This is a genomic window from Pseudonocardia oceanicola, assembly GCF_047200735.1.
Taxonomy (GTDB): domain Bacteria; phylum Actinomycetota; class Actinomycetes; order Mycobacteriales; family Pseudonocardiaceae; genus Pseudonocardia.
This window is the reverse complement of sequence record NZ_JBJZON010000002.1, coordinates 288185-313461: the sequence shown is the minus strand read 5'-3', so window position 1 is coordinate 313461 and position 25277 is coordinate 288185. Positions and strand designations below refer to the sequence as shown.

27 protein-coding genes are annotated in these 25277 nt (G+C 73.2%); 10 read left to right on the top strand and 17 right to left on the bottom strand.

The annotated features are described in order from the left end of the window. Positions 1-16 precede the first annotated feature (16 nt). From ACL02T_RS05735 to ACL02T_RS05725, 3 genes are all read right to left on the bottom strand, one after another. Entirely contained in the window at positions 17-1210 is a 1194-nt protein-coding gene (locus tag ACL02T_RS05735) for an acyl-CoA dehydrogenase family protein (protein WP_412829604.1), read from the bottom strand. Positions 1211-1245: 35 nt separating this feature from the next. Continuing rightward, positions 1246-2226, bottom strand: a complete 981-nt coding sequence (locus ACL02T_RS05730) for an HpcH/HpaI aldolase/citrate lyase family protein (RefSeq protein WP_412829603.1) — start codon at positions 2224-2226, stop codon at positions 1246-1248. A 217-nt stretch (positions 2227-2443) separates the two neighbouring features. After that, entirely contained in the window at positions 2444-3316 is an 873-nt protein-coding gene (locus ACL02T_RS05725) for a PhzF family phenazine biosynthesis protein (RefSeq protein ID WP_412829602.1), read from the bottom strand. A gap of 118 nt (positions 3317-3434) precedes the next feature. On the opposite strand from ACL02T_RS05725, the gene ACL02T_RS05720 reads away from it, so the two are divergent. Then, complete coding sequence (locus ACL02T_RS05720) at positions 3435-4763, top strand: magnesium transporter MgtE N-terminal domain-containing protein (RefSeq protein WP_412829601.1); 1329 nt, start codon at positions 3435-3437, stop codon at positions 4761-4763. Next, positions 4756-5307: a DUF1003 domain-containing protein gene (locus ACL02T_RS05715; protein WP_412829600.1), complete on the top strand. Its 552-nt coding sequence runs from the start codon at positions 4756-4758 to the stop codon at positions 5305-5307. Before ACL02T_RS05720 ends, ACL02T_RS05715 begins: the two co-directional genes overlap by 8 nt. A gap of 190 nt (positions 5308-5497) precedes the next feature. Here the strand turns inward: ACL02T_RS05715 and ACL02T_RS05710 are convergent, their stop codons facing one another. Next, a complete protein-coding gene (locus ACL02T_RS05710; RefSeq protein WP_412829765.1) occupies positions 5498-5911 on the bottom strand; it encodes a MarR family winged helix-turn-helix transcriptional regulator in 414 nt (137 codons plus the stop codon). A 224-nt stretch (positions 5912-6135) separates the two neighbouring features. Here ACL02T_RS05710 and ACL02T_RS05705 point away from each other — a divergent pair, with 224 nt between their 5' ends. Next, on the top strand, positions 6136-7290 hold the full coding sequence (locus ACL02T_RS05705; RefSeq protein ID WP_412829764.1) for an Mrp/NBP35 family ATP-binding protein: 1155 nt from the start codon (positions 6136-6138) through the stop codon (positions 7288-7290). A 121-nt stretch (positions 7291-7411) separates the two neighbouring features. Here ACL02T_RS05705 and ACL02T_RS05700 read toward each other — a convergent pair whose 3' ends face one another. The 5 genes from ACL02T_RS05700 to ACL02T_RS05680 all read right to left on the bottom strand — a co-directional run bounded on the left by ACL02T_RS05700 (position 7412) and on the right by ACL02T_RS05680 (position 11890). Next, positions 7412-8665 carry an aspartate aminotransferase family protein gene (locus ACL02T_RS05700; protein WP_412829763.1) on the bottom strand — a complete coding sequence of 418 codons (1254 nt, stop codon included), beginning with the start codon at positions 8663-8665 and terminating at the stop codon, positions 7412-7414. Positions 8666-9005: 340 nt separating this feature from the next. After that, positions 9006-9683, bottom strand: a complete 678-nt coding sequence (locus ACL02T_RS05695; RefSeq protein WP_412829599.1) for a GntR family transcriptional regulator — start codon at positions 9681-9683, stop codon at positions 9006-9008. 31 nt (positions 9684-9714) lie between these two features. Continuing rightward, positions 9715-10464 (bottom strand): maleate cis-trans isomerase family protein, encoded by a 750-nt coding sequence (locus ACL02T_RS05690; RefSeq protein WP_503129082.1) that lies wholly within the window; start codon positions 10462-10464, stop codon positions 9715-9717. 82 nt (positions 10465-10546) lie between these two features. Next, on the bottom strand, positions 10547-11341 hold the full coding sequence (locus tag ACL02T_RS05685) for a maleate cis-trans isomerase family protein (protein ID WP_412829597.1): 795 nt from the start codon (positions 11339-11341) through the stop codon (positions 10547-10549). A 36-nt stretch (positions 11342-11377) separates the two neighbouring features. Beyond that, a complete protein-coding gene (locus tag ACL02T_RS05680; RefSeq protein WP_412829596.1) occupies positions 11378-11890 on the bottom strand; it encodes a DUF3830 family protein in 513 nt (170 codons plus the stop codon). A gap of 124 nt (positions 11891-12014) precedes the next feature. Here ACL02T_RS05680 and ACL02T_RS05675 point away from each other — a divergent pair, with 124 nt between their 5' ends. Beyond that, positions 12015-12983, top strand: coding sequence for a D-2-hydroxyacid dehydrogenase (locus ACL02T_RS05675; protein ID WP_412829595.1), 969 nt, complete (start codon positions 12015-12017; stop codon positions 12981-12983). Continuing rightward, complete coding sequence (locus tag ACL02T_RS05670; RefSeq protein WP_412829594.1) at positions 12980-14374, top strand: amidase; 1395 nt, start codon at positions 12980-12982, stop codon at positions 14372-14374. The genes ACL02T_RS05675 and ACL02T_RS05670 overlap by 4 nt, the downstream gene beginning before the upstream one ends. Positions 14375-14601: 227 nt before the next feature. On the opposite strand, the gene ACL02T_RS05665 is transcribed toward ACL02T_RS05670, so the two are convergent. Continuing rightward, the gene (locus ACL02T_RS05665) at positions 14602-14787 is read right to left on the bottom strand and encodes a hypothetical protein (protein ID WP_412829593.1); all 186 of its coding nucleotides are present in this window, start codon (positions 14785-14787) and stop codon (positions 14602-14604) included. Between the two features lie 12 nt (positions 14788-14799). Here ACL02T_RS05665 and ACL02T_RS05660 point away from each other — a divergent pair, with 12 nt between their 5' ends. Further along, positions 14800-15039, top strand: a complete 240-nt coding sequence (locus ACL02T_RS05660) for a hypothetical protein (protein WP_412829592.1) — start codon at positions 14800-14802, stop codon at positions 15037-15039. A 60-nt stretch (positions 15040-15099) separates the two neighbouring features. Here the strand turns inward: ACL02T_RS05660 and ACL02T_RS05655 are convergent, their stop codons facing one another. Then, the gene (locus tag ACL02T_RS05655) at positions 15100-15774 is read right to left on the bottom strand and encodes a carbonic anhydrase (RefSeq protein ID WP_412829591.1); all 675 of its coding nucleotides are present in this window, start codon (positions 15772-15774) and stop codon (positions 15100-15102) included. After that, entirely contained in the window at positions 15771-15923 is a 153-nt protein-coding gene (locus tag ACL02T_RS05650) for a hypothetical protein (protein WP_412829590.1), read from the bottom strand. Before ACL02T_RS05650 ends, ACL02T_RS05655 begins: the two co-directional genes overlap by 4 nt. A 314-nt stretch (positions 15924-16237) precedes the next feature. On the opposite strand from ACL02T_RS05650, the gene ACL02T_RS05645 reads away from it, so the two are divergent. Continuing rightward, a complete protein-coding gene (locus ACL02T_RS05645; RefSeq protein WP_412829589.1) occupies positions 16238-16567 on the top strand; it encodes a helix-turn-helix transcriptional regulator in 330 nt (109 codons plus the stop codon). 236 nt (positions 16568-16803) lie between these two features. Further along, positions 16804-17895 carry a TerC family protein gene (locus ACL02T_RS05640; RefSeq protein ID WP_412829588.1) on the top strand — a complete coding sequence of 364 codons (1092 nt, stop codon included), beginning with the start codon at positions 16804-16806 and terminating at the stop codon, positions 17893-17895. A gap of 200 nt (positions 17896-18095) precedes the next feature. On the opposite strand, the gene tatB is transcribed toward ACL02T_RS05640, so the two are convergent. The 4 genes from tatB to sigE form a co-directional block, all read right to left on the bottom strand. Beyond that, a complete protein-coding gene (tatB, locus tag ACL02T_RS05635) occupies positions 18096-18515 on the bottom strand; it encodes a Sec-independent protein translocase protein TatB (RefSeq protein WP_412829587.1) in 420 nt (139 codons plus the stop codon). A 19-nt stretch (positions 18516-18534) separates the two neighbouring features. Next, a complete protein-coding gene (locus tag ACL02T_RS05630) occupies positions 18535-20118 on the bottom strand; it encodes a S1C family serine protease (RefSeq protein ID WP_412829586.1) in 1584 nt (527 codons plus the stop codon). A gap of 88 nt (positions 20119-20206) precedes the next feature. Next, positions 20207-21004: an anti-sigma factor family protein gene (locus ACL02T_RS05625; protein ID WP_412829585.1), complete on the bottom strand. Its 798-nt coding sequence runs from the start codon at positions 21002-21004 to the stop codon at positions 20207-20209. Positions 21005-21011: 7 nt separating this feature from the next. Then, positions 21012-21650, bottom strand: coding sequence for an RNA polymerase sigma factor SigE (sigE, locus tag ACL02T_RS05620; RefSeq protein WP_412829584.1), 639 nt, complete (start codon positions 21648-21650; stop codon positions 21012-21014). 236 nt (positions 21651-21886) lie between these two features. Here sigE and ACL02T_RS05615 point away from each other — a divergent pair, with 236 nt between their 5' ends. Continuing rightward, on the top strand, positions 21887-22576 hold the full coding sequence (locus ACL02T_RS05615) for an O-methyltransferase (protein WP_412829583.1): 690 nt from the start codon (positions 21887-21889) through the stop codon (positions 22574-22576). Positions 22577-22593: 17 nt separating this feature from the next. On the opposite strand, the gene glgC is transcribed toward ACL02T_RS05615, so the two are convergent. Then, a complete protein-coding gene (glgC, locus tag ACL02T_RS05610; RefSeq protein WP_412829762.1) occupies positions 22594-23823 on the bottom strand; it encodes a glucose-1-phosphate adenylyltransferase in 1230 nt (409 codons plus the stop codon). A gap of 204 nt (positions 23824-24027) precedes the next feature. Here glgC and glgA point away from each other — a divergent pair, with 204 nt between their 5' ends. Further along, positions 24028-25188 (top strand): glycogen synthase, encoded by a 1161-nt coding sequence (gene glgA, locus ACL02T_RS05605; RefSeq protein WP_412829582.1) that lies wholly within the window; start codon positions 24028-24030, stop codon positions 25186-25188. The last annotated feature ends 89 nt before the right edge of the window (positions 25189-25277 follow it).

Sequence of the window (25277 nt, the reverse complement as noted above, 5' to 3'; positions counted from 1 at the left end):
CGCACCGGCCGGGCGCTCAGCGGGAGCGGTACTCCTTGAGCAGGCCGCGGGAGATGATCGTCTTCTGGATCTCGCTGGTGCCCTCGCCGATCAGCAGGAAGGGCGCCTCGCGCATCAGCCGCTCGATCTCGTACTCCTTCGAGTACCCGTAGCCGCCGTGGATGCGGAAGGCCTCCTGGGTGACCTCGGCGCAGTACTCGCTGGCGAGCAGCTTGGCCATGCCGGCCTCGACGTCGTTGCGCTCGCCGCGGTCCTTGAGCCGGGCCGCGTTGACCATCATCAGGTGGGCGGCCTCGACCTTGGTACCCATCTCGGCGAGCTTGAACGCGATGGCCTGGTGCTCGGCGATCGGCTTGCCGAAGGTGGCGCGCTGCTGCGCGTACTCCACGGCCAGTTCGAAGGCCCGGATGGAGATGCCGCAGGCGCGGGCCGCGACGTTCACGCGGCCGACCTCGACACCGTCCATCATGTGCGCGAAGCCCTTGCCGGCCTCCCCGCCGAGGATCTGCGACGCGGGGATGCGGAAGCCGTCGAACACCGCCTCGGTGGTGTCGACGCCCTTGTACCCCATCTTGTCGATCTTGCCGGGGATGGTGAGCCCGGGCGCGACCTCGCCGAAGCCGGAGGGCTTCTCCACCAGGAAGGTGGTGAGGTTCTGGTGCGGCTTCGGCTTCCCGAGGTCCGTCTTGACCAGCAGCGCGATCAGGTTCGAGGACCCGCCGTTGGTCAGCCACATCTTGGCGCCGTCGACGACGTAGTCGTCACCGTCCTGCTTGGCGCGCGTCTTGATCGCCGCGACGTCCGAGCCCAGGTCCGGCTCCGACATCGAGAACGCGCCGCGGGTCTCCCCCAGCGCCATGCTCGGCAGGTACTTCCGCTTCTGCTCCTCGGTGCCGTGGTGCATCAGCATGTACGCCACGATGAAGTGGGTGTTGATCACGCCGGAGACGCTCATCCAGCCGCGCGTGATCTGTTCGACGACGAGGGCGTAGGTCAGCAGGGACTCGCCCAGCCCGCCGTACTCCTCCGGGATGGTGAGGCCGAACAGCCCCATCTCCTTCATCCCGTCGACGATGTCCTGCGGGTAGGCGTCCTGGTGCTCCAGGGCGGTGGCGTGCGGGATGATCTCCTTGTCCACGAACGTGCGGACGGTGGAGATGATCTCCTCCTGCACGTCCGTGAGACCGGCGGTCTGGGCCAGGCGGGCCATCGTGCCTCTCCTCTTCGAGTCGGGTCAGGGGCCGCTCAGGCCTCCGGCGGGGTCCACTTGTCGGTGCGCTGCATACCCGCGGCGCGGCCCTTGCCCGAGATCACCAGGGCCATCTTGCGGGAGGCCTCGTCGATCATCTCGTCGCCGAGCATCGCGGCGCCGCGCTTGCCGCCGGCCTCGGAGGTGAACCAGTCGTAGGCGTCGAGGATGTTCTCGGCGTGGTCGTAGTCCTCCTGCGAGGGGCTGAAGACCTCGTTGGCCGCGTCGATCTGGCCGGGGTGCAGGACCCACTTGCCGTCGAAGCCCAGCGCGGCGGAGCGGCCGGCGACCCGCCGGAAGCCGTCGACGTCCTTGATCTGCAGGTAGGGCCCGTCGATGGCCTGCTTGTCGTGGGCGCGGGCCGCCATCAGGATGCTCATCAGGATGTGGTGGTAGGCGTCGCCGACGTCGTAGCCCGGTGGCTGCTCGCCCACGACCAGCGACTTCATGTTGATCGACGCCATGAAGTCGGCCGGGCCGAAGATGATGGTCTCGACGCGGGGGCTCGCGGTGGCGATCTCGTTGACGTTCGTGAGGCCCAGCGCGTTCTCGATCTGCGCCTCGATGCCGATCTTGCCGACCTCGTAGCCCATGGTCTTCTCGATCTGCGTCATCAGCAGGTCGAGCGCGACGACCTGCTGCGGCGTCTGCACCTTCGGCAGCATGATCGCGTCCAGGTTGGCGCCGGCCCCCTCGACGACCTCGACGACGTCGCGGTAGGTCCACTCGGTGGTCCAGTCGTTGACCCGGACCACGCGGGCCTTCTCGCCCCAGCCGCCCTCGTTCAGCGCGGCGACGATCGTCTTGCGAGCGCCCGGCTTGGCCAGCGGCGCGCACGCGTCCTCGAGGTCGAGGAAGACCTGGTCGGAGTCCAGCGTCCGGGCCTTGTCGATGAACTTCTGGCTCGAGCCGGGGACCGCCAGGCAGGACCGGCGGGGGCGGAGCGGGCGTGTGCTCCCAGACGCTACAGACGTCACTGTCGAACTCCTCGTCGCTGATCGGGGCCGCTACGGATGCTGGCACGTCCCGGGCCCCAGCGCGCCATCAGGTGATTGGTTTCTCACCCACGTGAGGTGGACGAGGGTTACCCGCCGGTACTCCCCTCCGGACGGACGGTCCAGGTGGGTGGACGGCGGCCGGGGAGCCGGATCGGCGCGCCCGGCGGGCAGGGCGGTCGTCAGGGCAGGGCGGTCGTCAGGGCAGGGCGGTCAGCTCGCCGCGCGACACCGGCACCACGCCGCCGCGCACGGTCGCGGCCAGCGCCCGCCCGCCCTCGGCCCGGACCTCGACGTCGAGCCGCGAGGGCCGGCCGATCTCGGCTCCCTGGGCGATCGTGAAGGCCGTGTCGCCGTCGGGGGCGAGCAGCCCGCGGTCGACGAGGAACACCCCGAGGGCGACGGCCGCGGAGCCGGTCGCGGGGTCCTCGTCCACCCCGACGCCGGCGCCGAACATCCGCAGGTGCACCTGCCGGGCGTCGCCGGACACGCTCGCGACCACGAGCCCGGTCAGCCCCTCGGTCTGCGCGCCCACCGCCTCGGGATCGGGCACCGCGCGGGCCACCGCGTCGGGCCGGACGAGCAGGAACGCGAACGGCGCCCCGGCCGCGGCCACGCCGGGCGCGGCGGCGCCGTCCACGTCGTCCGGGGTCAGCCCGGCCGCGGCGGCGAGCAGGGCGGCGTCGAGGTCGTCCCCCACCTCCGGCCGCCCGCCCTCGACCCGTGCCCCGTCGGCGTCGACCGAGACCGGGAGCAGCCCGGCGCCGCACTCCTGGACGACGTCGCCGTGCCGGATCGCGCCGTCCCGCGCGAGCGTCCAGGCCGCGCCGACACTGGGGTGCCCGGCGAACGGCAGCTCGACGGCCGGGGTGAAGATCCGCACGCGGTAGTCCGCCGCCGGGGTGGTCGGCGGCAGGGTGAACACCGTCTCGGAGAGGTGGAACTCGGTGGCGATCGCCTGCATCGCCGCGGCCGGCAGCTCGTGCTGCTCGCAACGGACCACCGCGAGCGGGTTGCCCGCGAACGGGCGGTCGGTGAACACGTCCACGACGTCGAAGCGCAGGGTCGACACGGCGACGACACTATGGCGGTCGACGTCGTGCCGCAGCGCGCGTGCGCGGACCGTGGCGTTCGCCGGGCCGGCCGGTCCGACCCCTCCCCACCAGCGTCGACGGCCTAGTCTGTGCCCCATGGGCGCGGGCCGGATCTTCGTGGCACGGATGGCGGGCCTCGCCGTGTTCGGGCCGGACGGGGAGCGCATCGGCAAGGTGCGCGACGTCGTGGCCACCCTGCGCCTCGACGCCACCCCGCCGCGGGTGCTCGGCCTGGTCGTGGAACTGTCCAGCCGGCGGCGCATCTTCGTGCCGATGCTGCGGGTGGCCGCCGTCGACCCGGCCGCCGTCACGCTGGCCAGCGGTTCGATCAGCCTCTCCGGCTTCCACCAGCGCCCCAACGAGACGCTCGTGCTCGGACAGATGCTCGACGCGCCGGTCACCGTCCGCGAGTCCGGCGAGCACGCCGTCGTGGTCGACGCGGCCATCGAACCCACCCGCAGCCGCGACTGGGTGGTCAGCAGGCTCGCCCTGCGCACCGGCCCGCGCCGGCTCGGGCGTCGGAACCCGGTGCAGGTGCAGCCGTGGAGCGCGGTCCAGGGGTTGACGCTGTCGGACCGGCAGGGCACCGAGGGCCTGCTCACGGTGTTCGACGCCATGCGCCCCGCGGACGTCGCGGCCGCCCTCTCCGAGCTGCCCCGCAAGCGCCAGCGCGAGGTCGTCGACGCGCTCGACGACGAGCGGCTGGCCGACGTGTTCGAGGAGCTCTCGGAGAACGACCAGCGCGTGCTGTTCGCGCACCTGGACTCCGAGCGGGCCGCGGACGTCCTCGAGGCCATGTCGCCCGACGACGCCGCCGACCTCCTCGGCGAGCTCGGCGACGAGGAGGCCGGCCGGTTGCTCTCGCTCATGGAGCCCGAGGAGTCCGAGCCGGTGCGGCGGCTGATGACCTACGAGACGCGCACCGCCGGCGGGCTCATGACCCCGGAGCCGATCGTGCTCAGGCCGGACGCGACCGTCGCCGAGGCGCTCGCCCACGTCCGCAACCCGGACGTCCCGCCGGCGTTGGCGAGCATGGTCTTCGTCTGCCGCCCGCCCTCCGCCACGCCGACCGGGCGCTACCTCGGCTGCGTGCATTCGCAGCGGCTGTTGCGCGAGGCGCCGTTCGAGCTGGTCGCGGGGCTGGTGGACAGCGAGCTGGCCCGGCTGGAGCCCGACGCGACGATCGACGAGATCACCCGCTACTTCGCCACGTACAACCTGGTGGCCGGTCCGGTCGTCGACCCGGAGGACCACCTGCTCGGCGCGGTCACCGTCGACGACCTGCTCGACCACCTGCTGCCGGAGGGCTGGCGGGACCAGCCCACCGTGGGGCACGTGGACCCCGACGGCGGGCTGGTCGTGGGCTACGCCCGCAACGGGACCGGGCCGGACGGGCGCGGACGGACGGGGGCCGCCGATGCCTGAGCTGCAGACCGACCGCCGCCTCGACCAGCCGCTGATCGGCCGGCGCCGCCTCGAGTTCGACCCGAGCAGCTTCGCCAGCGCCGCGGAGCGCATCGCGCGCTACCTCGGCACCGGCCGCTACCTCGCCATCCAGACCGTGATCGTGATCGTCTGGATCGTGCTGAACGTGGCCAGCTGGCACCTGCAGTGGGACCCGTACCCGTTCATCCTGCTCAACCTGGCCTTCTCCACCCAGGCGGCCTATGCGGCGCCACTGATCCTGCTCGCGCAGAACCGGCAGGACGACCGCGACCGGGTCGCGCTGGAGGAGGACCGGCGGCGCGCCGAGCGCACGAAGGCCGACACCGAGTACCTCGCCCGCGAGCTCGCCGCCCTGCGCCTGGCGGTCGGCGAGGTCGCCACCCGCGACTACCTGCGCGGCGAGCTCGAACGCCTCACCCAGAGCCTCGAGGCCAGCGTCGACGCCGCGGCGCGGGGCGAGGGGTCCGACCGGCGGCCGGAGAAGCGAGCGGAGAAGCGGGACGCCAAACCCCGCCGCCGCTGACCCACGAGCCGGGCTCCGGTCTCCGGGCTCCCGCGAGTCGCGAGATCCGGCACCGCAAGTCGCGGGATCCCGCACCGCGAGACGCGAGATCCCGCACCGCGAGACGCGAGATCCCACACCACCTCGAGTCGTGAGATCCCGCACCGCGAGACGCGAGGTCCCGCACCGCAGGTCGTGGGCCCGGCTGAGCTCAGGTGACGACCAGGCGGGAACAGATCCGCTCGAACGCGGCCAGGTCGTCGGACTCGAGCCGGCGGGCGAAGTGCTCCGTGACCCCACGCAGGTGGGTGCGGGAGGCGGTGCGCAGCCGGTCCAGTCCCGCAGGCGTCAGCCCGGCGGTGACCCCCCGCCCGTCCGACTCGACCCGGGCTCTGCGCACGAGCCCGGCCCGCTCGAGCCGGTCGACGAGCCGGGTCACCCCGGACCTCGAGAGCAGCACGGCGTCGGCCAGCTCCGTCATCCGCAGCCGCCGCCCGGGCGCCTCCGCGAGCTGGACCAGCACGTCGTAGGCCGCCAACGACAGCTCCTGCTCCGCGACGAGTTCGGTCTCCAGCGCCCGGGTGATCGTGGCGTGCGCCCGCAGGAACGACCGCCACGCCGCCATCTCCTCCGGAGCGGGCACGACGTGCGCCGACCGGTACTTCCCCCCGTGCGCGGACCGCGTGGTGCGCGGGCTGCTCGTCCCAGCCCGCCCTTCGGCGATGTCCGTCACGCCCACAGATGCTACGGACGTGCGAACGGCCCCGGGAGCGCACGTAGCATGGGAGGGGACAGGCCGTGACCCCTCTCGCGGCACTCGTCGACGAGGAAGGTTCAGCGGAGACCCAGATGTCCCTCATGGGAAACACCAGCACCGAGACCGTCGAACAGGCGATCCGCGCCGCGTTGAGCAAGGTCGAGGACCCCGAGATCCGCAAACCGATCACCGAGATCGGCATGGTCAAGGGCGTCACGGTGTCCCCGGACGGCGTCGCGCAGGTGGGCGTCTACCTGACGGTCGCGGGCTGCCCGATGCGGGACACCATCAACCGTCGGGTGACCGAGGCCGTGTCGGCCGTGCCCGGGGTGACCGAGGTCCGGGTCGAGCTGGACGTCATGAGCGACGAGCAGCGGACCGCCCTGCGCAAGCAGCTGCGCGGCGACTCGGCGGAGCCGGAGATCCCGTTCGCCCAGCCCGGCTCGCTGACCCGCGTGTACTGCGTGGCGTCCGGCAAGGGCGGCGTCGGCAAGTCCTCGGTCACGGTCAACCTGGCGGCGGCCATGGCCGCGAAGGGCCTGCACGTCGGCGTGGTCGACGCCGACATCTACGGGCACTCGGTCCCGCGGATGCTGGGCGCGGCGGACCGGCCGACCAAGGTCGACGACATGATCATGCCGCCGCAGGCGCACGGCGTGAAGGTCATCTCGATCGGCATGTTCGTCGCGGACAACACCCCCGTGGTGTGGCGCGGCCCGATGCTGCACCGGGCGCTGCAGCAGTTCCTGGCGGACGTGTTCTGGGGCGACCTGGACGTCCTGCTGCTGGACCTGCCCCCGGGCACCGGCGACATCGCGATCTCCACCGCGCAGCTCATCCCCAACGCGGAGCTGCTGGTGGTCACCACCCCTCAGCAGGCCGCGGCCGAGGTGGCCGAGCGGGCGGGCTCGATCGCGCTGCAGACCCGGCAGCGGATCGCCGGCGTCGTCGAGAACATGTCGTGGTTGGAGATGCCCGACGGCTCGAGGATGGAGGTCTTCGGCGCGGGTGGCGGCCAGACCGTGGTCGACCGGCTGAGCCAGGCGCTCGGCGCGCCGGTCCCGCTGCTCGGCCAGGTCCCGCTCGAGCCGGGCGTGCGCGAGTGCGGCGACTCCGGCACCCCGATCGTCCTGCGCAGCCCCGAGACCGGCGCGGCGCAGGTCCTCAACGGCATCGCCGAGAAACTGACGGTCCGTTCCCGGGGCCTCGCCGGCATGAGCCTGGGCCTCTCCCCCGTCCGGAAGTGACCTGCCCGAGCCGCATTATGGAACCATAATGCGCTCACACGCCGAATCTGATCGCACTATGGAACCATAATGCGCTCCAGCTGAGCTGGAATGCGCACTATGGTTCCATAGCGCGAGGGCGTCAGGCCGCGCTCGACAGGGCCTTGCCCCAGAGCGCCAGGCCCTCGTCGACCTGCTCGGCGGTGGTGATCAGCGGCGGGATGAACCGGACGACGTTGCCGAACGGCCCGCAGGTCAGCAGCAGCAGGCCCTGCTCGGCGGCGGCCGCGTGCGCCTTGACGGCGGTGGCCGCGTCGGGCGAACCGTCCGGCGCCGTGAACTCGACGGCGACCATCAGGCCGAGGCCGCGGACGTCGCCGACCTGCTTGACGTCGGCGGAGGCGGTGCGCAGGCCCTCGAGCAGCCGGCGGCCCTGGACGGCGGCGTTCTCGACCAGGCCCTCCTCCTGCACCACGTCGAGGGTGGCGAGCGCCGCGGCGCAGGCGACGGCGTTGCCGCCGTACGTACCGCCCTGCGAGCCGGGGCGCGCCTTGCTCATCAGCTCGCGCGGGGCGGCGATGCCGGACAGCGGGAAGCCGCTGGCCAGGCCCTTGGCGGTGATGAGGATGTCCGGGGTGACGCCGTCGGCGTGCTGGTGTCCCCAGAACTTCCCGGTGCGGCCGTACCCGGTCTGCACCTCGTCGGCGATCAGCAGGATGCCGTGCCGGTCCGCCCGCTCGCGCAGGCCGCGCAGGAAGGCCGGCGGGGTGGGCACGTAGCCGCCCTCGCCGAGCACCGGCTCGATGACGAACGCGGCGACGTCGGCCGCAGGCGCCGTGCTGACGAGCTGGCGGTCGAGCTCGGCGAGCGCGAACTCGACGGCCTGCTCCTCGCTCCAGCCGTAGCGGTAGGCGTAGGGGAACGGCGCGAACACCGTGCCGCCCATCATCGGACCGATCCCGGAGCGGATCTTGGCGCCCGAGGTGGTGAGCGCCGCGGCGCCCATCGTGCGGCCGTGGAACCCGCCGTCGAAGGCCAGGATCAGCGGCCGGCCGGTGGCGTGCCGGGCGAGCCGCACGGAGGCCTCCACCGCCTCGGAGCCCGAGTTGAGGAAGAAGACGCTGTCGAGCGCCGGCGGCAGCACGTCGCCGAGTCGCTCCGCGAGCTTCAGCAGCGGCTGGTGCATCACGGTCGTGTACTGACCGTGGATGAGCGTGCCCACCTGCTCCTGCGCCGCCGCGACGACCTTCGGGTGGCAGTGTCCGGTCGAGGTGACGCCGATCCCGGCGGTGAAGTCCAGGTACCGGCGCCCCTCGGTGTCGTAGAGGTGGACGCCCTCGCCGCGCGCGGCCTGGACGGGCGTGGCCTGGGTCAGGACCGGGGACAGCTGTGCCATGGAATTCCGCTCCACGAGTCGGTGATTGTCGGGTTGTCGACAATCCCAGGGAACCATGCCGGGGCGGGCCCGGGCAAGTGGGTCAGGCGGAGAGCAGCCCGACGGCGCGGAGACGATCGTCGTGGTCGACGCGGCGTCGCGACCCAGCCGCACGCCCTCGTCGAAGCGCACCGCGTAGCCGAAGACGTTCTGCTCGGTGGGCGGCGCGGCGCAGACCACGACCGCGGTCAACGCCGGCCCCGACAGCCCGAGCAGCACGCCGCCGACCACGAGCGCGAGCAGCGGGTGGCGCGGCGCCGCACGTCCCGACGTCGCCGCTCCGGGGATCGCCCGCCAGGGGTCACGCGGGCAGGGCCGGCGGCGGTGCCACGTCGAGGATGCGGGCGACGGCGTCGGCCATGTGGGACTCCAGGACCCGGGTCATGAGCTCGGCGTCGCCGGCCGCGAGGGCGTCCCGCAGGGTGCGGTGCTCGGCGAGGAGGTCCTCCGACGGCGGCGCGGTCTGCTGCAGGGCCGCGAGGCACATCCGCGTCTCCACCAGCAGCGTCCGGGACATCCGGTGCAGCCGCGGGCTGCCCGACGCGGCCACGAGTTCGGCGTGGAAGTCGTGGTCGGCGTCGGCCAGCGCGACGGCGTCGCCCACCCCCGCCGCGGCCTCCATCGCGGCGATCGCCGCGTCCAGCCGGGCGACGGCGGGGCCGCGGTCCGGCTCGGCGAGCAGGAGCAGCGCGGCCGCCCGCTCGACCGCCGTGCGGGCCGTGTAGACGTCCCGCACGTCGGCGGCGTCGAGGTCGCGGACGAACAGCCCGCGGTGCCGCTCGCTGCGCAGCAGCCCCTCGGCGACGAGCCGCTGCATGGCCTCACGCAGGGGCCCGCGGCTCACCCCGAGCCGCGCCGCCAGGTCGACCTCGCCCAGCTGCGTGCCGGGCGGGAAGGTGCCGCGCATGATCGCGGCCCGGATGCGGTCGGCGACGATCGCGGCCGTCGACCGGCGGTCGATGGGCTCCAGGTCCCCCATGTGCGTCCCCGCGCCGCCCGCCCGCATGGCCTCAGCCCGCCTCCGGGCCGGCGGCGAAGAGCGCACCGAGCCCCGCCCGCGCCCGGTCGGCGCCGGCCAGCCGCAGCCCCTGCCACACGCTGACCTGGTTGGCGGTGAGCACCGGCCTGCCGGCCCGCTCGTCGAGCCGGTCGAGCACGTCGATCGTGTGCAGCGCCGTGTCGGGCATGAGGATCGCCTGCGCCTCGGCGGCGGCCGGATCGGTGGCGACGGCCGCGGCGAACTCGAGCACGACGTCGTCGGTCAGGGTGCCGACCTCGGCCGCGGTGATGATCCCGCGCGAGGTCAGGGTGAGGACGCGGATGCCGGCCTTCCCGAGGAACTCGACGAACCGCTCGGCCACGTCGTCCGGGTAGGTGGCGCCGACGGCGACGGTGTCGATCCCGAGCCGGCGGCAGGCGTCGACGAACGCGAACGACGTGCTCGACGCCGGCACCCCGGCCACGTCCTGCAGCGCCTTGACCTGCGCCGCGGCCCCGTCCCAGCCGAACACGAAGGACCCCGAGGTGCAGGCCCAGACGATCGAGTCGAGGGGCCCGGCCTGCGCGGCCACGGCCTTCGCGCCGTCGGCGAGGATGTCCTCGGATCCGACGTCGAGCAGCGCGTCGACGCGGTGCGCGTCCTCCCGCATCAGCGTGTGCACGAGCGGGAGCCGGCTGCCGTCGCCGAGCCGCTGCTCGGCGCGCGGGTAGTCGTCCTCGGCGGAGTACCCGGGGTACAGGATCCCGACGGTGGGGGGCACGGGGGCGGTGGGTGTCACGGGCGTTCCTCGCGGGTCGAGCCGGGCAGGTTGTCGACAATCGTACAAGCCTGACCCGGCGGGGTCACGCCACCGAGCGCTCGACCGGGATCTGGAGCAGCCGCCCGCCGCCGACGGCCTGCCGGCCGATCGCGCGCAGCGAGGCCCACATGGTGACCTGGTTCGCCGTGATCACCGGCTTGCCCAGGGCCTGCTCGAGGGGCTCGATGATGTCGTAGGTCGGCAGGTTGGTGCAGCTGATGAACAACGCGTCCGCCTCGGGCCGGTCGACGGCCTTGACGATCGACACGACCTGCTCGTAGCCGACCCGCCAGATGTTGCCGAGCAGCCCGAGACCCTCGCTGGCGACCGTGCTGATCCCGCTGTCGGCGAGGAAGCCGGTCAGCCGCTGCGTGACCGCCGCGATGTACGGCGTGGCGATCGCCAGGTTCTGCACCCCGAGCAGGTGCAGCGCGTCGACCAGGGCGCCACTCGTCGTCGTCGCCTCCGGGGCGCCCGCCTCGACCATGGTCCGGCGGAGCACGAACTCCCCGGCCACGCCGCTGACGAAGCTGCCCGAGGTGCACGCGAAGGCCACGACGCCGGGCCGCGGCGTGAGCACGTCCCGGGTGGCCCGCCGCACGGCGCGCCGGTCCCCGACCGCCACGGCCATCTCGACCGTGACGGGCGTGGTGAAGAACGGCAGCCGGGTCAGGTACAGCGAGACGTCGTCCGGCGCCCAGCGCCACAGCTCCCGGTCCAGGGCGAAGTCGAACGGAGCGACGACACCGACCCCGGGTGCGTCGTCGGTCGGCTCGTCCGCACCGGAACCGGGGCCGGCATCCGGGTCGACGAGACCGACGGAGAGTTCAGCGGGCATCGGGTCACTCCACTCGAACGCCCCGAGTAGACCACCCTACTCGGAGGAACCCTCGGGCAGCCGCTCGTACACGAGCCGCTCCCCCACGCTGCCGGAACGCCACACGTCGTGGCACGCCTCCGCCATCGCCGGCAGATTCTCCACGATCGTGGCGTAGACGTTGCCGGGGACCCACCCCACGTCGCCGTTGAGCAGGAGGTTGTTGCGGCCGTAGAAGATGGCCAGGTCGATGCCGCCCGCGGCCTGGTCGATGTCCTGGTCCTCCTTGAAGGAGGCGTCGAGCATGCCGCCGTGGAAGTCGAAGTAGCAGACGTCGCCCGGGATGGGGGTGACGGTCGGGTTCTCCTGGCCGATGGTCGGGCCGAACCGCGGGACGATCGAGTAGACCTCGTTGCGGGCGTACTTCGCGTGCTGGGCCGGGCCGCCGAGCGGGCCGCCGGCGAGCGCCTCCCACACCGCCGCGGTGGTCCGCGGGGCCTCCTTCTCGAGCAGCTCGGCCACACAGGACACACCGCGGCGCTCGAGGCTGATCCGGATGTACTTGGGCAACGCACACACCTCATACGGCGTCGGGGGCAGGTCACGACCTCCGCGCCGGACGCGGATTGTTGACAATCATACGAGCGCTTCCTAGCGTGTCAATCGGCTCCCCCGTCCCGGAAGGATCTTCGGCGTGCCCGTTCCCGCAGGTCAGCCCGTCATCGCCGTGCTGACCGGAGACGATCCACCGACCGGCCTCGAGGAGCGCGCGGAGGGCGCCGACATCCGCCTCGCCGGCCCGTCCGACCTGGCAGGTGCGCTGTCCGGGGCCGATGTGCTGCTCGTGTGGGACTTCCTGTCCCCCGCCGTCCCGACGGCCTGGCGCGCGGCCGACACCGATGCCGTCCGCTGGGTCCACACCGCCAGCGCGGGTGTGGACAAGGTTTCGTTCCCCGAGATCCGCGAGCACCCCGCGCACATCACCAACGCCCGCGGCGTGTTCGACCGGCCGATCGCCGAGTACGTCACCGGCGTGGTGCTGGCGTTCGCCAAGGACCTGCCCACCACGCTGCGGTTGCAGTCCCGCCGGGAGTGGCGGCACCGCGAGACGGCCACGGTGCACGGCCGCACCGCCGTCGTGGTCGGCAGCGGCCCGATCGGGCGGGCGATCGCGGACATGCTCGGCGCCGTCGGGCTGCGCACCGAACTGGTCGGCCGGCGGGCCGCCGACGGGGTGCACGCCTTCGACGCCCTCCACGACCTGCTGCCCTCGGCCGACGTCCTGGTCCTCGCCGCGCCGCTCACCGACGCCACCCGCGGCATGCTCGACAAGGCCGCGCTGGACCTGCTGCCGGACACCGCCCGGGTGGTCAACGTCGGTCGCGGCGGCCTCGTCGTCGAGCCCGACCTGGTCGCGGCGCTGCAGGGCGGCAGGATCGCCGGCGCGGCGCTCGACGTCTTCGAGACCGAGCCGCTGCCCGCGGACTCGCCGCTGTGGGACATGGCGAACGTGATCGTCTCCCCCCACATGTCCGGCGACGTCGTGGGCTGGCGGGACATGCTGCTGGACCAGTTCTTGGACAACCTCGCGCGCTACCGGGCGGGCGAGCCGCTGCACAACGTCGTCGACAAGAGTCTCGGATACGTGAAGGGCACCGCATGACCACCGCCGACCTCCCCGCCACCGAGCTCCTCGCCGGATACGAGAAGGGCGAGATCTCGCCGGTCGACGCCACGCAGGACGCGCTGGACCGCATCGAGCAGTTCGACGACCGGGTCAACGCGTACACCCTGGTCGACGCCGACTCGGCGCTGGCCTCGGCCCGCGAGTCGGCGGAGCGCTGGAAGGCGGGGCGGCCGATCGGGCCGCTCGACGGGGTGCCGACCTCGATCAAGGACATCCTGCTGACCAAGGGCTGGCCGACGACGCGCGGCTCCTGGGTCGCCGCCCAACCCGAGCCGTACGACGTCGACGGCCCGCCGGTCGCGCGCGTCCGCGAGGCGGGCGCCGTCCTGCTCGGCAAGGTGACCACGCCCGAGTACGCGTGGAAGGGCGTCACGGACTCACCCCGGTGGGGCGTGACCACCAACCCCTGGGACCCGACGCTCACCGCGGGCGGCTCGTCCGGCGGGTCCTCCGCGGCCGTCGGGCTCGGGATGGGGGCGCTGTCGCTCGGGACGGACGCGGGCGGCTCGGTCCGCATCCCGGCCGCGTTCACCGGCACGGTCGCGCACAAGTCGACCTACGGTCGCGTCGCCCACCACCCGGGCAGCCCGTTCGGCACCCTGGCGCACGTCGGGCCGATGACCCGCACCGCCCTCGACGCCGCCCTGCTGCTCGACGTCGTGTCCGGGTTCGACGCCCGCGACCCCTGGCTGCTGGATGCCCCGGCCCGTTCCTTCGCCGAGCAGGCGACCGACGGCGTCGCGGGTCTGCGGATCGCGATCAGCCCGACGCTGGGCTTCGTCGACGTGCACCCGGACGTGAAGGCCGCCTTCGAGGCCGCCGCCGAGGTGTTCGCGCGGCTCGGCGCGACCGTCGAGCGCGCGGACCCCGGGTTCGCGGACTGCGTGGAGCCCTTCCACGTCCTCTGGTTCTCCGGCGCGGCCAAGTGCCTGGAACCCTACTCCGCCGAGCAACGGGCGAGGATGGACCCCGCGCTGGTGGAGATCGCCGAGCAGGGGGCGCGGTACTCCGCGCTGGACTACCTCGGCGCGATGGCCGTGCGCAACGACATGGGCACCCTGATGGGCGCCTTCCACGCCGACTACGACCTGCTGCTCACCCCGACGCTGCCGATCCCGGCGTTCGAGGGCGGCCGCGAGACGCCGTCCGGCGAGGGGCGCTGGACGAGCTGGACGCCCTTCACCTACCCGTTCAACATGACCCAGCAGCCGGCGGCGAGCGTGCCGTGCGGGTTCACGGCCGAGGGGTTGCCGGTGGGGCTGCAGATCGTGGGGCCGCGGCACGCCGACGGTCGCGTGCTCGCCGCCGCCCACGCCTTCGAGCAGGCCACGGACCACCACCAGGCGGTGCCGACCCTGCTGAGGTGAGGCACCCCCGGCCGTCGCACGCGCAGTTCGCGACCGCGGGCCCGAGCGTCAGGGACCGCTACGCGCGCGTCGGATCCGAGCGGCGCCACGGTGGTGCGTGAAGGTTCCGTATCGCAGGCGGAGTGCCGGACTGGTGACCGCAGTATGGTTCCACAGTGCGCTCAGGTCCGGCTCGTGAGCGCATTGTGGTTCCACAGTGCGCTCAGATCCGGCTCGTGAGCGCATTCTTACAGGAGCAGCACCACGTGACGTGGGGTCCGGTGGAGGGCGCGGACGAGGTCGCGGGTGGCGAAGGTCGGGTCGATGATGCAGCGGTCGGTGACCTCGACCGGGAGGTCGAAGCGGGCGGTCCGGGTGGCCGAGGCGAACAGCGCGAGTCCTCGCTCGACGGGCCCGTCGACCGCGTCGACCATGCAGTCGAGGGTATGGACGAGGTCGCCGACCGGGCAGTCATGGACAGCGCGGCCATCGACGGAGCGGTCATCGACGGGCGAGCCGGCTACGGCGTCGTCGGCGGCGGGATTGTCGACGGCGAGCAGCCTGCGGCGGGCTTCGGAGGCCAGCCGGAGCAGGGTGGCCCGGCCCGTGTCGTCCAGACGGTCCCCGGGGGGTGGTGCTCAGCAGCAACGACACGCTGGGGTAGGTGCGGTGGCGCTGCAAGCTGAGCACGGCCGCCCCGGTCAGCGGGGTCGGCGCCGTGTCGGCGGCGGGGCGAGTTCGCGTGGTCATGACCGTGCACGAGTCGTCGCGGCGCTGCTGCGGGGGAGGTTGCCGTGGGCGACGACCTGACGGACGTACCCCTCGGCGAGGGTGTACCCGAGGCCGGCCACCGCGCAACGGCCCACCTCGACGCGCCGGCGCAGGGCAGGGGCCTCGTCGAGCAGACGCTGGGCGGTGCTGGCGATGTGCAGCCGGGTGATCGCTTCCCTGTCGCAGATGCCGTCGGCCTGGGCACGCAGGATCTCCGGGCTCAACCGTTCCACGACCAGCCGTCGGTGCCCGCTCGGGCTGTGCCCGCTGTCGTGTGCTGCGACCGCGGCCTTCACGGCACCGCAGTGGTCGTGGCCGAGCACGACGACCAGCGGCACATCGAGGTCCAGGACGGCGAACTCGACGCTGGCCAGGACTTCGGCGCCGAGCAGGTGCCCGGCGGTGCGGACCACGAACAGGTCGCCCAGGCCTCGGTCGAACACGATCTCCGCGGCGACTCGGGAGTCCGAGCAGCCCAGGATCACGGCGAAGGGCCGCTGCCCGGCGGCGGACCGCGCGCGATGTGCGCTGTCCTGGTTGGGGTGCTCGGGTCGGCCGACGACGAAGCGTCGGTTGCCCTCGAGCAGCTCGACCAGGGCCCCGGCCGGCGTGCTCGGTCGGGACGGGCTCACGACATCGGTGGTGGTCATCGTTCCTCCTGCAGGCGGGCCCGACCGAGAGCGCCCGGCAGGACCTCGAGCACCTCGCCCGGGTTCTGCACGGCAACCAGCAACGGCCGGGTCGGTGTGGGGACACGCGGCCGCGGGCCGATGTCGCACTCGGACACGGACGTGGGCACCAGGATCTCCTCCCAGCAGCCGGCCGCTCCGGGCCGGGACCGGTCTGAAGCCGGTCCGGCACCGGTGCCCGAGCTGCCCATCAGGGGTCTCCCTCGCCCCACGAGCTCAGGGGCTCACACCCGCCGGGAACCCTCGGTGGTGCCGTGATGACGACGAGGTCGACGGGAGGTACTCCCCTCGTACGCACAACTTTGCATGAAATATGTATCGCATGTCAAGAGGGGGCGACCTCGGCGTCCACCGGCGAAGCGCACGCAGCTCGCCCGTCATACATTTCCGGCAACGACCACGGTGATCGAACAGGAGGGACGCCATGACCTCGTCGAGGCATCTGCCGGAGTGGACCTTCCTGACCAACCACGCACACGTCCTGCTCGCGCTGGCCCGCGACCCGCAACGTCGCCTGCGCGAGGTCGCGGCCACGGTCGGCGTCACCGAGCGGACCGTGCAGGCCATCGTGGCCGACCTGGAGGAAGCCGGCTACATCACCCGCATCCGGGTCGGGCGACGCAACGTCTACCAGCTACATCCGCACCGCCGCTTTCGCCATCCTGCCGAGGCCCGGCACCGGATCGGCGAACTGCTGGAGCTGTTCGCCGACCGCGACACCTCCGTTCCCGCCGACGAGACGCAGACCGAGTAGGCGACACCCGAGCGGTGTCTCGACCTTCGCAGAGTCGGTCACTGCTCTCGACGGCTTGACGCGAAACACGAAGCACGCTTCACTGGTTGGCGTGGAGGGGAGTATCCCCAGCCGTCTCGTCGTCAGTCCGGCCGATCCCTCGGCCCGGCGAGCGGGGCCAAGGCCACGCCGAGGTGCGGGGTCGGTCGGGAGAGACCTCTGGAGTCGCTGTCATGCGCCACCGGAGGTGATCGCACGTGTCTGTACCGCTCTGGGCCTGGTTCGCCGTCCTCGGCGTCATCCTGACCATGCTCGCTGTCGATCTGTTCGCCCACCGCCACGCCCACGTGATCGGGCTGCGGGAAGCCGCCGGATGGTCGCTGGTCTGGGTCGCGCTGGGCGTCGGATTCGGGGCTCTGATCTGGTGGGTCCACGGAGCCGAGTTCGGCCAACAGTACTTCGCCGGCTACGTCATCGAGAAGTCCCTCGCCGTCGACAACGTGTTCGTCTGGGCGATCATCTTCAGCTATTTCGCCGTGCCCGCGCAGCTCCAACACAGGGTCCTGTTTCTCGGTGTCCTCGGCGCGCTGGTGTTCCGCGGGCTGTTCATCGCCGCCGGTGCGGTGCTCATCACGAACTTCGCCTGGGTGCTGTACGTCTTCGCAGCGTTCCTGGTCTGGACCGGCTACCGCATGATCCGCCAGCGCAACTCCCACCTCGACCCGGAGTCGTCGAAGGCGCTGCGGCTGTTCCGCCGCTGGGTTCCGATGGCCGACGCCTATCACGGACAGCGCTTCCTCATCCGGCGCCACGGGATCCTGCTGGCCACCCCGCTGCTCGCGGTCCTCGTGCTCATCGAGGTCACCGACGTCATCTTCGCCGTCGACTCCATTCCCGCGATCTTCGCCGTCACCAGCGAGCCGTTCCTCGTCTTCACCGCCAACGCCTTCGCCATCCTCGGGCTGCGGGCGATGTACTTCCTGCTCGCCGACCTCGTCCACCGCTTCGTCCACCTCAAGCTCGGCCTGGCCCTCGTCCTGATCTGGGTCGGGATCAAGATGCTGCTCAAGGTGGACCTCTACTACATCCCCACCACCGTCTCGCTGGCCGTCATCGCCGTCATCCTCGGCACCGCCGTGGCCGCGAGCCTGCGGGCCACCCGCGGTCAGGGCCGCAGGGCCCTACCCACGCCCACCACGCCGCCCTTCCGCACCGCCACACCCGAGGAGATCGCGGCCCTCGAGCCGGTGGCCCTGCTCCGGGGGCGTCCCACCAGGAAGGACCCGTCGGAGAACCCGACGACCCAGCCACGACTCGAATCGCGTCCGGAGTCGCGCCCCCCGGCCTAGCCGCCACCGGAAGCAGTGCCCGGTCCCGATCACGAGTGCGGGGCCGGGCACTCGCGCAGCGCCCCGTTCCACGTGCGAGCTTCGTCGGACCCCGACCTTCGACCTGTTCCTGGAGGACCCAGCCCGAACTACGGGCTCTTCGGCGGTGTCAGAGGCTCCCACCGGTTCTGGCGGGACGGCTGCCCAACCCCACCGGTGCGTCAGGTCGCGTCGGGGTCGATCGGGGGGCGCTCGTCGGGGGCGAGGCGTTCGACCGGCTTCGCCGCCGGGGGTGTCGCGGGCGCGGTCCCGCCGGTGCCCGCACTGCCGTTGCTGCCGTTCGACCGCAACGCGTTGATGCCCAGCGGGTCCGGGTCGTCCTCGAAGAGCGTGCGGCGCACCGCGGTGCGGGGGTTGAAGTTCCGCAGCCCACGCAGGTCCTCGAGGGGCTTGCGCAGCTCGTCGAACTCCGGGCCCAGTTCGTCGCGCAGCTTGGTCTGCGCGCCGGTGGCGTAATCGCGCACCTGGCGGATCGTCTTGCCCAGCCACGCCGCCGCGGACGGCAGCCGCTCGGGGCCCAGGATGAACAGCCCGGCCACGACGAGGACCAGGATCTCTCCCCAGCCGACGCTGTCGAACACGCGCTCAGCCTACGCGGTGTCAGTCGGACGCCAGCGTGGCGTTGACGGTCAACGGCCGTCCGTCGCGCACGAGCCGGACGGGCACCACGTCGCCGGGGTTCTTCTCCCGCACCGCCACGATCAGCTCGTCCGCACCGGCGATGTCGCGTTCGCCGACCTTGACGATCACGTCCCCCTCCACGATCCCGGCGCCGGCGGCGGCCCCGCCCTGCACGACGTTCTGCACCTGCGCGCCGTCGGCCTGCCCGTCCGTCACCGACCGGACGTTGACGCCCAGTTCCGCGTGCGAGACGCGGCCGGTCCGGATGAGCTCCTCGGCGATGGCGCGAGCCGTCTCGATCGGGATGGCGAAGCCCAGACCGATGGAGCCGCCCTCGGACTGGCTCGACCCGCCGAGGCTGCGGATCGCCGTGTTGACGCCGACGACGGCGCCTGTCGAGTCCACGAGCGGGCCACCCGAGTTGCCGGGGTTGATCGCCGCGTCGGTCTGCACGGCGTCGATGACCGCGACGTCGGTGCCCTCGCCGTCGAGCCGGACGGGCCGGTCGAGCGCGCTGACGATACCGGTGGTGACGGTGCCCGCCAGTCCCAGCGGGGAGCCGATCGCGATCACCGCGTCGCCGACCGCGAGCGCGTCGGAGGACCCGATGCGGGCCACGGTCGGGTTCGTGACCTGTACCTTCACCACGGCGAGATCGGTCTTCGGGTCCCGGCCGACGATCGCGGCCGGGGCCCGGCTGCCGTCGCTGAACACCGCCTGGACGGTGGCGCCCTGGGCGTCCGCCGCGGGGGCGACGACGTGGTTGTTGGTGAGGATGTACCCCGCCGGGTCGATGACGACGCCGGAGCCGGTGCCGCCCTGCCGACCCACCTTGATGTCGAGGGAGACGACGGCGGGCAGCACCCGGCCGGCGATGTCGGACACCGAGCCGGGCGGTCGTTCCTTGCCCTCGGTGGTCGCACTGAGCGTGGCGCCGGGCTCGGTCAGCGAGTTGGCGCCCTCGGCGGTGTACCGGCCGACCAGCCCGCCGACCGCCCCGATCAGGAGCGCGAGCACGCCGAGGAGCGCGAGCGCCTTCGGCTCGACGCGGCGGCCGAACAGCACCTCCCGGACACTGAGCCGCGGCCCCCGTCCGCGCTCGGTGGTGGGCTCCGCCTCTCCGGGCGGGGGCGGCCCGAGCTCGACGGGGCTCTCGGGGCGCCGCCAGGGGTCCTCGCGCCCGTCCGTCCCGGCGCGGTCGCCCGTCGGCCAGAAGGCCTCGTCGTCCCCGGGCCGCTCGCCGGTGCCGCCGGGCGGTCGCTGCAGCGTGGGCCCGTGGGCGGCGGGGCGGCCGAACGCGCTGGCCAGGGCGGCGGTCGGCGCGGGGGCGAGCGTGGACCGGGTGTGTCCGTTGGTGCTGCCGGTGTCGGCGAACCCGCCGTCCACGCCGGCGGGGCGGCCGAACACCTCGGCGGCGGCCGGATCGACGGCCGGCCGCTCCAGGCCGCGCGGCGGCAACCGGGGCGGGGCCTCCCGCGGAGGCTCGGCCGGGCCCGCGGCCCCGTCGGCCGGGCCCGCACCCTCCGTCCCGCGCTCGTCGGCGGGGTCCTGCGCGTCGCTCATGGTGGGCACCAGCCTGCCCCACCGGTGGTGAAGTCCGCGTAGCCGGGCGGGTCCGCCGGCCGGACGCTCCGCGACGGCGGAGTGCGGTTCAGCGCTCGGTGCGGGGCTCGCCCGGCGGGGCGGACGTGAGCCTGGGCGTGGCGGGCGTGGTGCTCGGTGCCGCCGACGGCGCGGTCTCGTTCCGGATCGCCGCGGGCTGGAAGGGTGCCCCGGTGCCGAGCCGGGCGGCGCCCTCCGACCCGCCGTTGAGCACGCTGCCGCCGAGCACGCCGCGGTCGGGCTGGGCCGGGGCGGCAGGCGCGACGGTGGCCGAGGGCAGCACGCCGAACGCGAGCGCCCCCAGCGCGAGGCCCGACGCGGCCGCGGCGCCGGCGCGCAGCCTGCGGCCGCGCGACGGGGCGGGCAGGTGACCGCCGCCGAGCCCCGCGGGCCCGGTCAGGTCTGGCCCGGTCAGGTCTGGCCCGCTCAGGTCTGGCCCGCTCAGGTCTGGGGTGCGCCGCACCGAGGCGGCGGGCGGAGGGCCGGCGGGGGTGCGCGCGTGCGGCATCCGCTCGGGGCGCAGCACGGACACCACCTGGCCGTCCGCGGTCACGGCGAGACCGGGTGGCGAGGGCGGCAGCTCGGCCTCCTGCGGGATGGCCCGCAGCATCGACAGCAGGGAGGAGGGCACGTGCGGCTCGTCGGCCGCCCGCAGGGCCGAACGCACCTGACGCTGGGCGACCACCTCGGCGGCGCACTCCCCGCAGGAGGCGACGTGGGCGGCGGCCCGCTGGCGCGCGGCGGTGGAGAGCTCGTCGTCGACGAAGGCCACCGTCGCGTCCTGCGACAGGTGGTCGACGCCCCAGTCCGGGACGCTCCGTCCGAACCTCCGACGCGCGTCGGCCATGGACTCCCTACCTCTCTCCGGCCGCCACCAGCTCGCGACCCTCCGTGCCGTCCGCGGCCCCCTCCAGGGCACGCCGCCGCTCGATCGCCTGACGCAGCGCCGCCCGGCCCCGGTGGATCCTGCTCCTCACGGTACCCAGCTTCACACCGAGGGTGGCGCCGATCTCCTCGTACGAGAGGCCCTCCACGTCACAGAGCACGACCGCGGCGCGGAACTCCGGCCCCAGCTCGTCGAGCGCGGCCTGCAGGGTCGGGTCCAGGTGCGTGGCGGAGAACACGTCCTCCGGCTCGGGGCCGCCGCCGGGCAGCCGGTCGGTGTCCTCGGGCAGGCCCTCCATCCGCAGCCGGGCGCGACGGCGGACCATGTCGAGGAACAGGTTCGTGGTGATGCGGTGCAACCAGCCCTCGAAGGTGCCGGGCCGGTAGTTCGCGAGGGAGCGGAAGACCCGGATGAAGGTCTCCTGGGTGAGGTCCTCGGCGTCGTGCGGGTTGCCGGTGAGCCGGTAGGCGAGCCGGTAGACCCGGTCCGCGTGCTCCCGGACGACCTCGTCCCAGCTCGGAGGGGTCCAGTCGGCCCCCTCGCCGGGCTGCGACGACCCGAGCGACGGCTCGGCGTCGAAGCCCACGGTGGCCGGTCGGTCGGTCATGATGGGGAGCGCACCTCCTGCGGCGGGTCGTGCCGTTCGGCCAACGGTGGGCCGGCGGGTCGAGTTCCCGGCCCCGGCGTGGGACCGACGACCCCGGTCCCACGACGACCACCGTGCCGGATGCCCGTGACAGGAGCGTGATAACCGTCTGAGAAGAACCTGTGAACCCGCCGGGAGAGTGATCACCTCCCGTTCCGGCACGGTGCCGAGACGTTCGACCAGTATGTTCAACGCCCATGACCGCCACTGCGGCCGACGTGGACGGCTACCTGGCCGAGGACGAGGTACTCGGCGACGCGCGTGCTCGCGGCCTGGCGGCGGGGGCCGACCCGGTCAGTGCGGGGACCGGCGCCGCGCTCGCCCTCCTCGCTGCGACCACCGCGGCGCGGGCCGTCGTCGAGATCGGCACCGGGTCCGGGGTCTCCGGACTCTGGTTGCTCCGGGGGATGGCCGCCGAGGGCACGCTGACCTCGATCGACGTCGATCCGGAGCTGCAGCGGGCGGCGCGCCGTTCCTTCCTCGACGCCGGGCACGGGCCCGGGCGGCTGCGCCTGATCAACGGGCTGGCGCTGGAGGTGCTCCCCCGGCTCACGGACGGGGGCTACGACCTGGTCCTGGTGGACGTCGCACGCAGCGGCGGCGGGGCCCGGCTCGCACCCGGCGCCGCGGACTACCCGGACTACCTCGCCGAGGCGATCCGGCTGCTCCGTCCGGGCGGCGTCCTGGTGCTCGACGGGGTGCTGGCGGCCGGGACCCTCGATGTGGCCGAGCGCGAGGCGGGCGACCCGGCCGCCGACGGGGACGACCCGGCCCACCGCGCCGCGGCGGGCCTGCGCGAGGTGGCGCGGCAGGTGCGCGAGGACGAGCGGCTGGTACCCGCCCTGCTCCCGCTCGGCGACGGCCTGCTGGTGGCCACCCGGCGGTGACCGCGCCGGGCGCTCTGCTAGAGGGCGGTGACGCCCTTGCCCAGCACGACCACCCCGCCGGGGCTCACGGTGTAGCGTGCCCGGTCCAGCGCCAGGTCCACGCCGATCAGCGCACCGTCCGGCACCACGACGTTCTTGTCCAGGATCGCGCGGCGCACCACCGCTCCCCGGCCGATGCGCACGCCCGGCATGATCACCGAGTCGGAGACCTCCGCGCCCGCCTGCACGGTCACCCCGGGGCTGATCGTGGACCGGCGCACGATCGCGCCCGAGACGATCGAGCCCGCACCGACGATGGAGTCCTGCGCGATCCCGCCCTCCACGAACTTGGCGGGCGGCAGCGGCGGCGTGGCCGTCCGGATCGGCCAGCGCATGTTGTAGAGGTTGAAGACCGGGTGGATGCTCACCAGGTCGGTGTGCGAGTCGTAGTAGGCGTCGATCGTCCCGACGTCCCGCCAGTAGCCCGCGTCCCGGTCCGTCGCCCCGGGGACGACGTTGTCGGCGAAGTCGTAGACGTGCGCGTCGCCGTCCTTGACCAGGCGCGGGATGATGTCGCCGCCCATGTCGTGGTCGGAGTCGCCGTCCTCGGCGTCGGCGCGCAGGGCGTCGATCAGGGCGTCCGTGGTGAACACGTAGTTGCCCATCGAGGCGAAGGTGACCTCGGGGTCGTCGGGCACGTGCGGCGGGTCCGACGGCTTCTCCAGGAACCCGACGATCTTGCCGCTCTCGTCCGAGTCGATGCAGCCGAAGGCCTTGGCCTCCATCCGGGACACCCGGATGCCCGCGACCGTGACCCCCGCACCGGTGGCGATGTGCTGGGCGATCATCTGGCTCGGGTCCATGCGGTAGACGTGGTCCGCGCCGAAGACCGCGATGTAGTCCGGCCGCTCGTCGTAGACCAGGTTGAGGCTCTGGAAGATCGCGTCGGCGCTGCCGGTGTACCAGCGCCGGCCGAGCCGCTGCTGCGCCGGCACCGTGGTGATGTACTGGCCCAGCACGCTCGACAGCCGCCAGGTGGTGGAGATGTGGCGGTCCAGCGAGTGCGACTTGTACTGGGTGAGCACGCAGATCTGGTGTATCCCGGCGTTGACCAGGTTCGACAGCACGAAGTCGATCAGCCGGTAGTTGCCGCCGAACGGCACCGCAGGCTTCGCCCGGTCCGCGGTGAGCGGCCAGAGCCGCTTGCCCTCACCCCCCGCCAGGACGATGCCCAGGACGTTGGCGGGCATGCCGCCCGGACCCAGCATCCGCGAGGAGGTCGTCACCGCTGTCCCCCGTCCCTCGTCGCACCGCGGTCCCGTGTCGGACCGGGGTGGACGGTCCTGCCGGCCGCCCTGTCGGCGCCGGGGCCTCTCGAGCGTGAACCCTAGTGCGCCGGGGGTGTACCCGGCCATACGGAACCGACTCCTCCGTGCTGTGCCCGTGCGGGTCTACCGATAGCGTGTGGCCGCGTGCGGATCGGTCTGCTCACCCGCGAGTACCCCCCGGACGTCTACGGTGGGGCGGGGGTGCACGTCGCCCACCTCGTCCCCGCGCTGCGCGCCCTCGCCGAGGTCGACGTCCACTGCTTCGGCTCCCCCGACGGGCCACCGCGCGAGGGGGTCCGGGCCTATCCGACGCCCGGGGGGCTGGCGGGGGCGAACGCCGCGCTGCAGACGCTGGGCACCGACCTGACCATGGTCGCCGGCATCGAGGGCGCGGACGTCGCCCACTCGCACACCTGGTACGCCAACATGGCCGGCCACCTCGCGAAGATGCTCTACGGCATGCCGCACGTGGTGACGGCGCACTCGCTGGAGCCGCGGCGGCCGTGGAAGGCCGAGCAGCTCGGCGGGGGGTACCGGCTGTCGTCCTGGGTGGAGCGGACGGCCTACGAGGGCGCCGACGCCGTCATCGCGGTCAGCGACGGCATGCGCCGGGACGTCCTGGACTGCTACCCCTCGCTCGACCCCGGCCGGGTACACGTGGTGCACAACGGGATCGACACGGACTTCTACCGGCCCGACCCGGGCCGGGAGGCGCTGGTCGCGAACGGGGTCGACCCGGACCGGCCGAGTGTGGTGTTCGTCGGGCGGATCACCCGGCAGAAGGGGCTCGCGCACCTCATCGCCGCGGCGCACGACGTCGCCGAGGAGGCGCAGATCGTGCTCTGCGCCGGCGCGCCGGACACCCCGGAGATCGCCGAGGAGACGGAGAAGGCGGTCGGTGAGCTCGCCGCCTCGCGCCCGGGGGTGATCTGGGTGCGGCGGATGCTGGGGACCGCGGAGGTGCGGCAGCTGCTGTCCGCCGCGACGGTGTTCGTGTGCCCCTCGGTGTACGAGCCGCTGGGGATCGTGAACCTCGAGGCGATGGCGTGCGGCACGGCCGTGGTGGCGTCGGACGTCGGCGGTATCCCCGAGGTCGTGGCCGACGGCGAGACCGGGCTCCTCGCGCACTACGACGAGGACGCCGTCCCCGCCTTCCGCACCCGCCTGGCCGCCGCGGTCAACGAGCTGGTCCGCGACCCCGAGCGGGCCGCGGCGATGGGACGGGCCGGGCGCGAGCGGGCGGTGCGGGAGTTCGCCTGGGCCACCGCCGCCGAGCGCACCGTCGCCATCTACCGCAGCCTGTAACCCGCGAGTCGCGCCCTGGGCTCCCGCGAGTCGCGCCCTGAGCTTCCCCGAGTCGGGCTCTGGGCTTCCCCGAGTCGGCAGTTTCGGGG